The organism is Pseudomonas sp. SD17-1 (assembly GCF_029201585.1).
Classification (GTDB): Bacteria; Pseudomonadota; Gammaproteobacteria; order Pseudomonadales; family Pseudomonadaceae; genus Aquipseudomonas; species Aquipseudomonas palmensis.
Genome location: NZ_CP104044.1, coordinates 3,112,696 through 3,125,224 on the forward strand (window position 1 = coordinate 3,112,696; position 12,529 = coordinate 3,125,224).

Sequence of the window (12,529 nt, forward strand, 5' to 3'; positions counted from 1 at the left end):
TCACTCCATATAACCAAGCCCCGCTGCGGCCAGTTTCGCCACCTCAAGGGTGCCGCCCGGCGGTTGATGGTCTTCGAGCAGCCAGCTGACCGACAGGCCCGTCCACGCGAGCACCCACTGCAACAACCGACGAGGTTCCATGCCGCTGGCCTTGGCGACGATCTCGACCCGGTGCGCGAAGCGCCCCGGTACCAGCGCCTGCTCACCATCGGGATTGCAGAAAATGTTCGCGTAATCGAAGCCCCGCTCGCCATACAGCCCCTTGGGGTCGATGGCGAGCCAGCCGGCTGCGCCGAAATCGAGCACGTTGCCGTGGTGGATGTCGCCATGCAGTACCCCCACATCGCGCGGCGCGGCCAGCAGTTCGCGGGCGGTGCTGGCGCAGTGCAGCAGAAGACCGCCGTGCCTGTCGGCCCCGTGCCACAACCCCTCGAACCACTGCTCCAGTGGCACCAGAGCGGGCATGGGCGTGGCGCGCGGTGCGTGCAGGCGGGCGGCAACCGCGCAAAGAATGCGCGTGGCCTGCTCGTCGTGCCCGTCCTTGACCATCTGCGTCAGTGCATCCGTACCTTGCGCGCGCACCATAAGAAGGGCTTGGCCGTCGTGAGCCAGTACCGGCGCTGCCCCCTCGCCCTGCCACCACGCCATGAGCAGGCTCCCCGCCTGTTCTTCGGCAACGTGCGAAATCTTCAGCATGGCTGGCCTGCCCTGCTGGCGCACCGGCAGCAGGGTGCCGTTCAGCGAGTCGAACGGCTCGCCATCGACAGTCAGTTGCCAGCGCTTGAGATAGTCGTCAAACATGCCGTGGCCTGGGTAGCGAGGCGATCATCTGGTCAAAGGCCTCCAGCGCATAGCGCCCTTCCAGGCGCTGCAACGTGGGCAACTGCGCGGGCAAACCGAATTGCACCCTGCCGGGCAGCACCTGCTTGATGGCGCCGTACCAGTTCAGCACTGCTTCCTGCAGGCGCACGTGCAGCTCGAACCTGCTGCGCCGACGCGTGCTGTCGGCCCGGGCCCGCTCCCGTGCCAGCTGTGGGTCGATGCGCGCAACCAGGTAGGCGTCGGCAAAGCCGATGCGCCCTTGCGCGAAGGTCTGCCGGGTGGCGTCCAGTTCCACCTGCCAGTCGCGCTCACTGGCCTCGCCGATCTGCCACAGGCTCCAGATGTAATGCAGCTTGAGCGGGTCGCTGTCGCATACGGCCCGCGAATGGCGCTGCTCCATGGCCAGCGCCGCCTGCCAGCGATCGACGTTGCGTTCGGCCCAGAACCCAGCCGCCCCGAGCGGATCTGCCGCGCGATCGGGCTCGTTCTCAAAACGCCCGTTTTCGGCAATCAACTGTTGCTCGGCGTGACTTGTGCACCAGGTGGTCTTGCCACTGGCGCTGATACCTTCGACTACCACAATCATTGCAACTGCCACTCCGTTGAACAGGGCTTGCCGCAAAGCCCAAAACCGGCCGACATCATACAAGCCGCCGAGCGTGTGCAATACACAGGTGCGTACACCACCCCATCTGCAGGATAAGAAGAACTGATAAGGCATGAGGCCTAATCATTGGATCTGATAAGGCTCACCGTTCAAGAATGCGCACCTGTTCTGCTCCCCCTGCCTTCTGGAGAAATACATGTCGTTTGTCGTGCCTGTTCTTGACCCGCAGATTGCAGAGATAGCACCTGGGTTCCGTGCCATGAGCATCTGCGTCAAAGCCACGCCGATCACCCGGCCCGAGGTGGCGACCAACGCCCTGACGCAGGCCTGTGAGGCGGTCACGGCCGGCGCCCCGGACTGGGCAGAGGCGCACCTTGCGGCATGGGCACACACCTTCCGGCTGTTCGGCGCCAAGCCGCAGCGCACGCCGTGCTCGGCCGAGGCACTGCGCAAGCGCGTGCTGCGCGACGCCGTGCTGCCGAGCATCGACCCCATTGTCGACCTGTACAACGCCATCAGCCTCAGGTTCGCCGTGCCGGTCGGCGGCGAGAATTTCGCTGCCTACATAGGTGTGCCGCGTTTGACCGTTGCCACCGGTACGGAGCTGTTCGACACCATCAAGGACGGCAGCGCCGCCAACGAATCGCCCGACAAGGGTGAAGTGATCTGGCGCGACGACCTGGGTGTGACGTGTCGGCGCTGGAACTGGCGCCAGGGAACCCGAACGCGCCTGGACGCCGATGCAGAACAGATGTGGTTCATCCTCGAAAGCCTGCCTGCAATGCCCCTGGAGGCACTGCAAGCCGCGGCTGACGAACTGGGCACCGGGCTTGAGCAGATGATGCCGGGTGCCACGATCGACCGGCAGTTGATCGAACTCTACTGAGTTGTGCGCGCCGAGGGTCAGAGCCGGTGAACGCTGATCTCGACCCCCTCCTCGGGGTCGGGCACCCGAAAGTGGCTGGTGATCAGATCGAACTCGGCGTCGGTCGCGGCGAACTCATGCTCGGCGCGGCCGTTGCGAAGGTGCAGCCTGGCCCGGCAAGTCTCATCGCTTGCCTCGATGTAGTGAACGCAGTGCGGCACCTGTGCGGCGTCGGCCAGGGCGCACAGCCATTGGCGATCGGCAGGCGTGTTGGCCGGAAAGTCCAGCACCACGCTGGTGCCCGCCCTGAGCATGTCGGTAACCAGCGGCCCCATCACCGCCCGCACCTGGCGGGCAAGGCGCACGTAGTCGGCCACCGAGTGGATCTGCTGCGGGTACAGCCTGGAGAGCCAGTGATCCTCGCTCAGCAAGATCGCCGCGTGTTCGGTTGCCAGGGCCTTGGCCAGTGTCGACTTGCCGGAGGCGATCTTGCCGCACATCAGATGAAGCGTCGGGGTGGCCATGGCGTTGTCCTGATTGATGAGCCGCCATGATGCCGTGCCGGCGCTAGCACCCACAACAGTAGAACGCGCTCAGAGGTTCATGCCGATGGCCAGCCGGTTGAACGCATTCATCAACGCCACCGCCAAGGTCAGGTCGGAAATCTCGACGTCGGAAAAATGGGCTTTCAAGGGCTCGTACAACGCATCGGGGGCGCCCTTTTCGCTGACGTGGGTCAGCGTCTCGGCCCAGGCCAGTGCGGCGCGCTCGCGCTCGTTGAACAGCCCACTGATGCGCCAGCCGGCCAGGCAATCGAGCTTGGCTTGCGCCACCTCGCTGTCACGCAGGGTTTGCGAATGCTTGCCCAGGCAGAAGGCGCAGCCGTTGATCTGCGAAATGCGCAGGTACACCAGTTCGATCAATGGCAGGCCCAGGGAACTGGCGGCCAGTGCGTTGTTGGTGGCGAGCAGGCCTTGATAGGCCTCAGGCGACAGGGAAGCGAACGGCAGTCTGAGTTGGCTCATGGTGAAACTCCAGTGAAGTGAAAGGGATCAGGCGCAAACCTGTGGGTTGAACAAGGGCTCCAGCGCCAGGCGCGCGCGGCCGGCGTCGATTGCGCTACGCACCGCCTGCTCGCTGCCCACCAGGCCCTGCAGGTAGGTGAAGTGCAGGTCGAACAGCCCGAGGGTGTTGAGTACATGGCGCAGGTACGGCGTGAGAAAGTCTGGTTGGCGCGCCGCCTCGCCCTGGTGAATGCCACCGGAGCCCACCAGCACGTACACCGGGCGGTCGCGCAGCAAACCGACCTTGCCCTGCGGGCCGGCACTGAAGGTACGGTGAATGCGCAGCACGTAGTCGATCCACAGCTTGAGCGCGGCCGGCAGCATGAAGTTGTGCATGGGCGTTGCAATCAGCAGCACATCGCTGCGCTCCAGTTCCTGGATCAACGCCTCGGACACCGCGAAAGTGGGTGCGTCGAATGGCGTGCGGGTGGTCAGGGCGCGGGCGTAATCGGTATCGAGCGGGGGCAGCGGGCTCGCGCCCAGATCACGCTCGATCAGTTGCAGCTCGGGGTGGCGCCGGCGCAAGGTGTCGACCAGCTCCAGCGCCAGTTGGTTGGCATGGGACACCGCCCCCTGCGGGCTGGCGTTGAGCAGCAGTACGTTGTTCATTGCGGGTTCCCCGGCTTAAGGCTTTGGGTAAAGTGCATGCCACGGGCCAGCAACCCCTGGCGAAAATAGAAGCGCTGGGCCAACGGCATGTGCAGGCCGGTATCCAGCACGAAGTGATCGCAACCGCGCTGCAGCGCCTCGTCACGCACGGCGCTCAGCAACTGCGCGCCCAGGCCGCCGCGTTGCAGGTCGGGGCTTACCACCAGGTCATCGACATAGATGAAGCGCCCGTACAACAGGTTTTCCAGCGGACGGTAGCCCGCCAGGCCCACCACCTGCTCACCCTCCCATGCTGCCAGCAGGCGATAGCCGTGGGCGGCCTGGCGCTGCAGTTGCGCCACATAGGCGGCCAGGTCAGTGAGGTGCGGGCGCAGTACACGCATCAGTTCAAAGCTGGCTTCAAAGGCTGCGTGGCTTTCGAGGTGTTGAAGGGTGTAGGCCATGGTCGTCGTCCGCTTTTCAAGAGCGCCCACTTTAAGCAAGCAATGGCTTAAGCTACAGGGCCGAAAAATGAATAAACGACTAGGCCAAGATGCTTTCCTTCGAACTGGACCGCAGCCAGCAGGCGCCGATCTATCGCCAGCTCTACCAGCGCTTTCGCGAATCCATCGCCGACGGCCGCCTGCGCCCAGGTGATCGCGTGCCGGCCGTTCGCGCCCTGGCCGCCGAGCTGAACCTGGCGCGGGGCACCGTGGAGGCGGCCTACCAGTTGTTGATCGGCGAAGGCTACCTGATGGCGCGCGGCGCCGCCGGCACGGTGGTCACCCCGCAACTGACCCCGGTTGCCCCACCCCAACTGGGCCATGGCCTGGCCGCCAGCACCTACCCGACCACCCATTCCGGCGAGCTGCCACTGCCCTTGCAGATGGGCCTGCCGGCCCTGGACGCCTTCCCGCGCAAGCTGTGGACGCGGCTGGCCGGCCGGCAACTGCGTCAAGGCGGCCTGGAAAGCCTGGTGTACCCGGACCCACGCGGCCACGCACCGCTACGGGCGGCGATTGCCACTTACCTGGGCATCTCGCGGGGCATCACCTGCCGCCCCGAGCAGGTGTTCGTGTGCGCCGGCTATCGCGCCTGCCTCGACCTGATTTGCCATACGCTGATGCAGCCGGGCGACCGCTGCTGGCTGGAGGAGCCCGGCTACTTCATGGCCCGCAACGCCCTGCAGGAAGCCGGCGCGCAGCTGGTGCCCGTCAGCGTGGACGACCAGGGCCTGGATGTGGAACAGGGCATCGCCCGCGCGGTGGATGCGCGCTTTGCCGTGGTCACCCCCACCCACCAGAGCCCGCTGGGCGTGTCGCTGTCGCTGCCGCGCCGGCTGGCGCTGCTGGCGTGGGCCAACCGGCAAGGCAGCTGGATCATCGAGGACGACTACGACAGCGAATACCGTTATCGCGGCAAGCCCCTGCCCGCCCTCAAGAGCCTCGACCAGCAGGGCCGCGTGCTCTACACCGGCACCTTCAGCAAGGTGTTGTTCCCCGGCTTGCGTCTGGCCTACCTGGTGGTGCCGGCGCAGCAGTGCGAGGCCTTCGCCCGCCAGGCCGACCGGCTGCACAACCACTGCCCTCACCTGCTGCAGGCCACCGTGGCGGCGTTTATCAACGAAGGCCACTTTGCGCGGCACCTGAACAAGATGCGCAATCTGTACGCCCGGCGCCGGCAATGGCTGATCGAGGCATTGCAGCAGCAGTTGGGCGAGCGTTTGCTGATCGATACCCAGGCAGGCGGCATGCACCTGGTAGCCGGTTTGCCCGGCGTGGACGATGTAAAACTGGCCAAGCGCGCACGGGCCGCCGGGCTGGCGGTGGAGCCGCTATCGCAGTGGTACCTGGCAGGTGCGCCCAGGCACGGGCTGGTAATGGGGTTTACCAATGTTGCCAGTGCGCAGCAGGCGGCGATGGTGGCGCGGGAACTGGCTCGGCTTGCATAGGGGCAGCAACCCCTATCAGAGCAAACCCGGCTAGGCACGACGAGGGGGCAAAGGCGGATGCTATTGCTCACCGCATCTTCAGGAGGTTTTGTTCGGTGACCGACTCAAGCAACAGCCATGCCTACGCAAAACGGTTCGACGCCGTACTCGCCTATATCGATACCTGCCTCGAGGGCGATCTCTCGGTGAATGCACTGAGCCGCGTCGCCAACTTCTCGGTGTTTCATTTTCACCGGCAATTCACGGCGTATGTAGGCGTGCCGGTTGCACAGTATGTGCAGTTGATGAGGCTTCGGCGCGCTGCGCATCAACTGGTCGGTTCACCGGGTCAGTCCGTGCTGGAGACAGCACTGGGTGCTGGCTTCGAAAGCCCCGAGGCCTTTTCAAGGGCGTTCAGGCGCGCCTTTGGCATGGCGCCGAGTGCGTTCGCCAAGGCACCGAGCTGGCAGGTCTGGAATGCGGTCTTCGTTGTCCCTCACTTTTCCAGGAGTATCACCATGCAGATCCGTATCGTGACGTTCGCCGAAACCCGCGTGGCGGCGCTTGAACATTGCGGGGCGCCCGGCCTCGTCAGTCAAAGCGTCAGTCGTTTTCGTCAGTGGCGCATGCAGAGCGGTCAGTCGCCAGTAGCCGTGAGCCGCTCGTTTGGCATCCCCTATGACAATCCCGATACCACGCCCGCAGAGGCCTTCAGGTTCGCGATTTGCGGCGAGATAGACGAGGCCGTGCTGCCCAACGAATTCGGCGTGCATGAACGGGTCATCCCGGCTGGGCGTTGCGCCGTGATTCGCCATACGGGGTCGCCTGATTACATCGGAGAATCCATCTACCCGCTTTACCGCGACTGGCTACCCTCCAGTAACGAAGAGCTTCGGGATCACCCGTTGTTCTTCCATTACCTGAGCGTGTTTCCCGAAACACCGCAGGATCAATGGCAGACGGATATCTACGTTCCGTTGAAGTAGGCGAAGCTGGCGTGTGAAACGGGTTGCCGCTCGGTGGGTGAGTTGCCGGCCGAGCGGCAGTGGTGCCAAAAGCGGACCGTGCGAGCCGATGTCTGAGCCACCGGCCTTCGAAAGTCGTAAATCATCAAACCGGCAGGATGCGCGTCCAGTAACGGGTAATCTGCTGGATTCGGATGGGTAACGAACGGGCGATAGTGTTCAATGTCAGCTCGATGTTGCCAAGCGAGTACGAGCCCGACACCCGCAAGTGGCTGACCTCCGAGGCGCAGCCCAGATAGCCGGGGCAATAGCGCTGCAACTCGTTGATGAGTGTATCCAGCCTCCAGCCCTCCACTACCAGCCGCCCCTGAGCCCAGGCCTCTTCGCCTTTTTTCAACGGCTGCGTGGCAAAGAGTCGCTGACGATCAAATGTCACCGATTGCCCTTGCTCGATCACGACCTCGCCTTCAGCCTGCTCAGGACGGACCGCAACGGCATGCTGGTAGACGCTGAGACGTGTCAGCCCGTCGAGTTGGCGCACGGCGAAGCGAGTGCCCAATGCGCGCAGATCACCCTGTGCACTGCGCACCAGCAACGGACGTGAGTCCTTGCCGGTGGTTACATGGACCTCCCCCGCCCGAAGCACCAGCAAGCGCGTGCTGGCATTGAACATGACATCCAGCGCGGTATCGGTATCCAACACCAGCAGGGTGCCGTCGGCAAGAGCCGCTTGGCGCTGTTCTCCGGTGCGCGTTCTGAGGTCGGCCATCCATCTGGGCGCAACGTCATATCCCTGCCATGCCAATGAACTGGCGCCGGCGCCCAGCAACAGCCCCTTGAGTAGCGTGCGGCGATTCGGGCCGCTTTCGCGCAGCGTGGACTTTTCCATGACGTTCCAGGCCAAATGCTGCGGCATGCCGCCCAGGCGCGCCTGCAATTCGGTCAACTGCTGCCATGCCCATTCATGCTCCGCCCTCCGGCAGTGCCAGCGTTGCCACTGCGCGCGCAGCGCCGCGTCTTCAGGGTTCGCGCACAGCTGCGCGAACCACTGCGCCGCATGGCGAAGTGCTTGGCGCTGGGCGTCGGTGGTCACCACGGATTGTCCACCAGGTACAGGAGGCAGCGTTCGGTGGCCCGGGCCATGTACTTGGTTACCGAGCTGGCGGACACCTGCAGGTGCTCGGCGATTTGAGGGTAGGTCAGCCCTTGCACTTGCGACAACAGGAACGCCGTTTTGGCCTTCACGCCCAGGCCGTCAAGCATGCGATCCAGCTCCAGAAGTGTCTGGAGCAACGAAAGCTGTTCTTCGGCAGAAATCTCGAACGACTCGGGCTGCGCGGCGAGCACTTCCAGATAGGCACGCTCCACCGACTGACGGCGAAAACTGTCGATCATTACCCGCTTGGCGATGGTTACCAGAAAATGCCGAGGCTCATTGAGCATGGCCGCCCGGGGCTCACGGCGCTCGGCGAGCAGCACGCGAACAAAGGTGTCCTGGGCGAAGTCTGCCGCCGCCTGCGAACACCCGGTGCGCTTGCGCAGCCAACTGATGAGCCAGGGTTGATGGTCGTTGTAGAGGGTCGCGATAAGGTTGCCAGACGGCATATCCAGGCCAAGCAGTGAATAAGAATTAATCGCAATATAGTGAAATGATGGCCTGAGAGCAATCGACTTCTGGCCGTGAAAATCAGGCCAGGAAAAAATTTCGAAACGCGTTGTCACTTTCCTCTCGGCTACGCGACTCCTTTTGCAGACACCTCACAAAATGCCAACAACCGCATCAGGAGTAAGCATGCAGCATCCCCTTCCAGGCTTCTGCACCGCCACGTTGAACACCCCAAGCGCGCTATGCCTTGCCCTACTTGGCGCATCGTTGTTGATGGCCACTCCAGCACTTGGCCACGCGGCTGAAGGCCAGGTAACAGCCCGTACGCTGCATCAGCAGGAATTTGCCATTGAAGCCGGGGCGCTGGCCACTGTGCTGAACAGCTTTGCCACCGAAGCAGGCGTGGTGCTGTCGTTCGACAACGGGCTGACCGAAGGCAAGCAGAGCCGGGGCATCAATGGCCGCTACAGCATCGACCAGGGCTTTGCCGTGTTGCTGAGCGGGTCCGGGTTGCAGGCGGTTGCAGGTGGGGACAACAGCTATGTGCTGCTGCCGGTTGCACCGTCGGGTTCATTGCAACTGGACGCGACCAACGTGACAGGCTCGGGGCTGGGCACCATCACCGAGGATTCGGGGTCGTACACCACAGGTAACACCACCACAGCGACGCGGATGAATCTCTCGCTGCGCGAAACGCCGCAGTCGATCAGCGTCGTCACGCGTCAGCAGATGGACGACCAGAACATGCAGTCCCTGGAAGACGTTGCAAGGGCAGCCACGGGCATCAGCACGGTCAAGGGGTTCGGCACTGAGCGTCCGCTTTACTACTCGCGAGGGTTCCAGGTCGACGACCTGCAATTCGACGGCCTGCCGAGCAGCGTCACGGAAAGCTTCTCGATGGACGTCATGTCGGTGAACAACATGGCCATGTATGACCGGGTGGAGATTGTCCGAGGCGCAAACGGCCTGATGCAAGGGGCAGGTAATCCGTCTGCGGCCATCAACATGGTTCGCAAGCGACCGACACGTGAGTACCAGCTCAAGGCAGAGATCGGTGCTGGCTCGTGGGACAACTACCGCACGCAACTCGACGTTGGCGGCCCCTTGAACGCAGAGGGCACCGTGCGTGGCCGTACGGTCCTGATGTACAACAGTCGAAACAGCTATCAGGACTACGCTGACAAGGACAACCAACTGTTCTACGCCATCGGCGAAGTCGACCTGAATGACTCGACCACGGTTGCAGTGGGGGCGTCCTTCCAGCAGGACAACAGTGGCGGCTACGATTGGGGCGGTTTGCCTACCCACCTGGATGGCAGCTCATACAACTTCTCGCGGTCGAAGTCGTTCGCTGGAAAGTGGGCGTACCTGGACAAGATCAACCGCAACGTCTTTGCCGATATCAAGCACAGCTTCAATGAGGACTGGAACCTCACCGTCGCCACCAACCTGATTTGGTCCAATTCGGATTTTCTCGCTCAGGTTGGGTACCACACCAGGGACACCGACTCGACGATGCAGTACTGGCCGAACAGCGCCCGCTACGATGATGAACAGATCAATCTCGACGCGGCGCTCAACGGTGCGTTCAACCTGCTGGGGCGCAAGCATGAGGTGGTGATCGGTACCAACTTGCGGCGTGACAGGCTGCAATACGTCACAGGCTCGTCCAGCGTGAACCCTATCGTCGACATTCTGGACTTCGATACCTCGACATTCCCGAAACCGCAGATAGTCGGCAGCCTGACGCCCAGTCGACATGTGCGCAAGGACAAGGGGATCTATGCAGCCACTCGCCTGAACCCATTCGATGATCTGCACGTGATTCTGGGCAGCCGCTTGAGTTGGGTCGACTACGACACCCAGGGCCCGTGGGAGACGGACCGCTTCAGGGAAAACCGCAAGATCATCCCCTATGGCGGCATCGTCTACGACGTCAATGACACTACCTCGGTGTATGCCAGCTATACCGAGATCTACAAGATGCAGAGCAACTACAGCGTCGACAACAAACTGCTCGAACCCACAACGGGCAGCAACTACGAAGTGGGCGTAAAAAACGAACTGTTCGATGGCAGGCTCAATACCTCCCTGGCGCTGTTCCAGGTGGATCAGACAGGCCTTGCGCAGGTCGTGCCCGAGGCTGGGCGCGTGTGTGGGCCCACGCGCGATTCGCGGTGCTACACCGAGGGCGCCAAAGTACGAAACCGCGGGTTCGATGCCGAGGTCTCGGGCGAGTTGATGCCCGGGTGGAATGCCTCCATGGGCTACACCTACAGCCATCCAGAATACGTGGCGGGTAGCAGGAAGGGTGACACCTATGGCACAGAGAACTCGCCACAGCGACTGTTCAAGGCCGCCACCACCTACCAGTTGCCAGGTAGCCTGGACCAATGGCGAGTCGGAACCAGCGTGTACCATCAGAGCAAGCTGTACCTGAACAGTATTTCGCAGAGTGCCTACAACCTTGTGGACTTGAATGCCAACTTCCGGATCGACCAGAACCTGAGCGTTCAGTTGAACCTCAACAACGTTTTCGACGAGAAGTACTACACCGCGATTTTCAGCCAGGACACCGGAAACTATTACGGCGAACCCCGCAACTTTGCCGTCACGCTGCGCTACGAGAACTAGCCGTGAGCAGTGGTCGATAGGGCGATTTCAAGCGGCTGTAACGGCCGCTTGGACGGACCCTGTGCTCACCAGTATCTTCATGTTGAACGGCCAGGGAGTTCGTGCGGGGTGAGCCGGGTGGTGGGCGAGCGAAGTAACAGCTCCCCACGACCAGTCGCTTGCATCGAACTGGATCAGAAAGCCACCGAACGCTGACAGGCCGACGTCGCCACGATCTTCCCGCGCTTTAGCACCATCAACCGTGTGGGCAGGTCGAGAATCACGTCACCCACCGAATGCGTCTCCAGCAACACCACGTCAGCAGGCGCACCCGGCACCAACCCATAATCCTTCAACCCCAGCGCTTTCGCCGGATGGGTAGTGAGCATCGACAGTACCGTGGCCTGGTCATCCGCCCCGCCCAGGTGACAGGCCGGAATCGCCAATTGCGCGATGTTGAGCAAGTCGCCGGTGCCAAACGGGGTGAATGCGTTGCGAATATTGTTGGTGGCAAGGCACACATTCACGCCGCCATCACGCAGGGCCCGCACCGGCGTCAGGGTACGGCGCACGTCATGGCTGTCGCCGCGCGCACCGAGGTGCAAGTCGGTGGCGGGCAGGCACATGACGCTGATGCCGGCCTCGCGAATCAAGGCAATGATCTCCCGCTGTTTGTGCGGTGCCACGGCACCCAGGCTGGTCAGGTGACCGACGCATACGCGCCCTTGATAGCCTTGCTCGATGGTCTTGCGCGCCAGGTACTCAATGGTCATGTGCTCGGCGTTGTCGGCGAAGTCCTGATGGAAGTCGATGTCCTTGCCGTAGCGCCTGGCCAGGTTGAATACATAGTCGATGTGGTCATGGGCCGAGTCGTCGTTGTAGGGAATGCCGCCCACTACATCTGCGCCCTTCTCCATGGCCTCAACCATCATTGCCTGCATGCCCGGCAGTTTCAGTATTCCCTCCTGCGGGAAGGCCACCACCTGGATGTCGATGGCGTCGCGCAGCTTGTCGCGCAGTTCCAGCACCACATCAAAGCCGGTGAAGCCTTGCACCGGGTCGAATTCGGCGTGGGCGCGTACGTGGGTAGTGCCGGACTGCACCAACGCACGTAGTGCTTGAGTGGAGCGCGCGAGAATGTCGTCGCGAGTCAACGTGGGTTTGAGCTCGGCGGTAACCGCTATCGCCTCCTTCAACGTGCCGGAGCGATTGGCCTTGCGGTGCATGATGTTGGCTTTTTCCAGGTGCAGGTGCCCTTCGACAAAGCCCGGGATCAGCACGTGGCCGTGGCCCTGGATTTCCTGCACGGCCTGCACTGAAATTGTCGGCGCGATCTCGACAATCTTGCCGTGGTGCACCGCTACGTCCATCAGCGGTTTTGTATCGTAGATGCGCACATTGCGAAAGATCAGATCCATGACGTTGGCCCTCTATGATGCTGCCCCAAGGCGCATCGGTAAAAAACGAAC

13 protein-coding genes are annotated in these 12,529 nt (G+C 62.6%); 4 read left to right on the forward strand and 9 right to left on the reverse strand.

Features of this window, described 5'->3' with window-relative positions; all coding sequences use genetic code 11:
• A complete protein-coding gene (locus N0B28_RS14160) occupies nucleotides 1-801 on the reverse strand; it encodes an aminoglycoside phosphotransferase family protein (RefSeq protein WP_210015376.1) in 801 nt (266 codons plus the stop codon).
• Complete coding sequence (locus N0B28_RS14165; RefSeq protein WP_275726871.1) at nucleotides 794-1,408, reverse strand: hypothetical protein; 615 nt, start codon at nucleotides 1,406-1,408, stop codon at nucleotides 794-796. Before N0B28_RS14165 ends, N0B28_RS14160 begins: the two co-directional genes overlap by 8 nt.
• Before the next feature lie 217 nt (nucleotides 1,409-1,625).
• On the opposite strand from N0B28_RS14165, the gene N0B28_RS14170 reads away from it, so the two are divergent.
• A complete protein-coding gene (locus N0B28_RS14170; protein WP_275726873.1) occupies nucleotides 1,626-2,315 on the forward strand; it encodes a B3/4 domain-containing protein in 690 nt (229 codons plus the stop codon).
• Nucleotides 2,316-2,332: 17 nt separating this feature from the next.
• Here N0B28_RS14170 and N0B28_RS14175 read toward each other — a convergent pair whose 3' ends face one another.
• The 4 genes from N0B28_RS14175 to N0B28_RS14190 form a co-directional block, all read right to left on the reverse strand.
• Entirely contained in the window at nucleotides 2,333-2,818 is a 486-nt protein-coding gene (locus N0B28_RS14175; protein WP_275726875.1) for an ATP-binding protein, read from the reverse strand.
• Between the two features lie 69 nt (nucleotides 2,819-2,887).
• Nucleotides 2,888-3,319: a carboxymuconolactone decarboxylase family protein gene (locus N0B28_RS14180; protein ID WP_043861401.1), complete on the reverse strand. Its 432-nt coding sequence runs from the start codon at nucleotides 3,317-3,319 to the stop codon at nucleotides 2,888-2,890.
• Nucleotides 3,320-3,346: 27 nt separating this feature from the next.
• Nucleotides 3,347-3,967: an NAD(P)H-dependent oxidoreductase gene (locus N0B28_RS14185; protein WP_275726879.1), complete on the reverse strand. Its 621-nt coding sequence runs from the start codon at nucleotides 3,965-3,967 to the stop codon at nucleotides 3,347-3,349.
• The gene (locus N0B28_RS14190; protein ID WP_275726882.1) at nucleotides 3,964-4,410 is read right to left on the reverse strand and encodes a GNAT family N-acetyltransferase; all 447 of its coding nucleotides are present in this window, start codon (nucleotides 4,408-4,410) and stop codon (nucleotides 3,964-3,966) included. Before N0B28_RS14190 ends, N0B28_RS14185 begins: the two co-directional genes overlap by 4 nt.
• Before the next feature lie 89 nt (nucleotides 4,411-4,499).
• On the opposite strand from N0B28_RS14190, the gene N0B28_RS14195 reads away from it, so the two are divergent.
• Nucleotides 4,500-5,897 carry a PLP-dependent aminotransferase family protein gene (locus tag N0B28_RS14195; protein ID WP_100632831.1) on the forward strand — a complete coding sequence of 466 codons (1,398 nt, stop codon included), beginning with the start codon at nucleotides 4,500-4,502 and terminating at the stop codon, nucleotides 5,895-5,897.
• A gap of 95 nt (nucleotides 5,898-5,992) precedes the next feature.
• Nucleotides 5,993-6,862: an AraC family transcriptional regulator gene (locus tag N0B28_RS14200; protein ID WP_229589495.1), complete on the forward strand. Its 870-nt coding sequence runs from the start codon at nucleotides 5,993-5,995 to the stop codon at nucleotides 6,860-6,862.
• Nucleotides 6,863-6,986: 124 nt separating this feature from the next.
• On the opposite strand, the gene N0B28_RS14205 is transcribed toward N0B28_RS14200, so the two are convergent.
• Together N0B28_RS14205 and N0B28_RS14210 are read right to left on the reverse strand one after the other, a co-directional pair.
• Nucleotides 6,987-7,934, reverse strand: a complete 948-nt coding sequence (locus N0B28_RS14205; protein WP_275726887.1) for a FecR domain-containing protein — start codon at nucleotides 7,932-7,934, stop codon at nucleotides 6,987-6,989.
• On the reverse strand, nucleotides 7,931-8,446 hold the full coding sequence (locus tag N0B28_RS14210) for a sigma-70 family RNA polymerase sigma factor (protein ID WP_043861406.1): 516 nt from the start codon (nucleotides 8,444-8,446) through the stop codon (nucleotides 7,931-7,933). Before N0B28_RS14210 ends, N0B28_RS14205 begins: the two co-directional genes overlap by 4 nt.
• A gap of 187 nt (nucleotides 8,447-8,633) precedes the next feature.
• Here N0B28_RS14210 and N0B28_RS14215 point away from each other — a divergent pair, with 187 nt between their 5' ends.
• Nucleotides 8,634-11,081 carry a TonB-dependent receptor gene (locus N0B28_RS14215; protein WP_275726889.1) on the forward strand — a complete coding sequence of 816 codons (2,448 nt, stop codon included), beginning with the start codon at nucleotides 8,634-8,636 and terminating at the stop codon, nucleotides 11,079-11,081.
• 173 nt (nucleotides 11,082-11,254) lie between these two features.
• Here the strand turns inward: N0B28_RS14215 and N0B28_RS14220 are convergent, their stop codons facing one another.
• Nucleotides 11,255-12,478: an amidohydrolase family protein gene (locus N0B28_RS14220; RefSeq protein WP_275726891.1), complete on the reverse strand. Its 1,224-nt coding sequence runs from the start codon at nucleotides 12,476-12,478 to the stop codon at nucleotides 11,255-11,257.
• Between the last annotated feature and the right edge of the window lie 51 nt (nucleotides 12,479-12,529).

Bases quoted from the DNA above. Each gene is read 5' to 3' on its own strand.
- N0B28_RS14165 (WP_275726871.1), bottom strand. From the start codon at position 1,408: ATGATTGTGGTAGTCGAAGGTATCAGCGCCAGTGGCAAGACCACCTGG.
- N0B28_RS14215 (WP_275726889.1), top strand. From the start codon at position 8,634: ATGCAGCATCCCCTTCCAGGCTTCTGCACCGCCACGTTGAACACCCCA.
- N0B28_RS14160 (WP_210015376.1), bottom strand. From the start codon at position 801: ATGTTTGACGACTATCTCAAGCGCTGGCAACTGACTGTCGATGGCGAG.
- N0B28_RS14170 (WP_275726873.1), top strand. From the start codon at position 1,626: ATGTCGTTTGTCGTGCCTGTTCTTGACCCGCAGATTGCAGAGATAGCA.
- N0B28_RS14180 (WP_043861401.1), bottom strand. From the start codon at position 3,319: ATGAGCCAACTCAGACTGCCGTTCGCTTCCCTGTCGCCTGAGGCCTAT.
- N0B28_RS14175 (WP_275726875.1), bottom strand. From the start codon at position 2,818: ATGGCCACCCCGACGCTTCATCTGATGTGCGGCAAGATCGCCTCCGGC.
- N0B28_RS14195 (WP_100632831.1), top strand. From the start codon at position 4,500: ATGCTTTCCTTCGAACTGGACCGCAGCCAGCAGGCGCCGATCTATCGC.
- N0B28_RS14210 (WP_043861406.1), bottom strand. From the start codon at position 8,446: ATGCCGTCTGGCAACCTTATCGCGACCCTCTACAACGACCATCAACCC.
- N0B28_RS14190 (WP_275726882.1), bottom strand. From the start codon at position 4,410: ATGGCCTACACCCTTCAACACCTCGAAAGCCACGCAGCCTTTGAAGCC.
- N0B28_RS14185 (WP_275726879.1), bottom strand. From the start codon at position 3,967: ATGAACAACGTACTGCTGCTCAACGCCAGCCCGCAGGGGGCGGTGTCC.
- N0B28_RS14220 (WP_275726891.1), bottom strand. From the start codon at position 12,478: ATGGATCTGATCTTTCGCAATGTGCGCATCTACGATACAAAACCGCTG.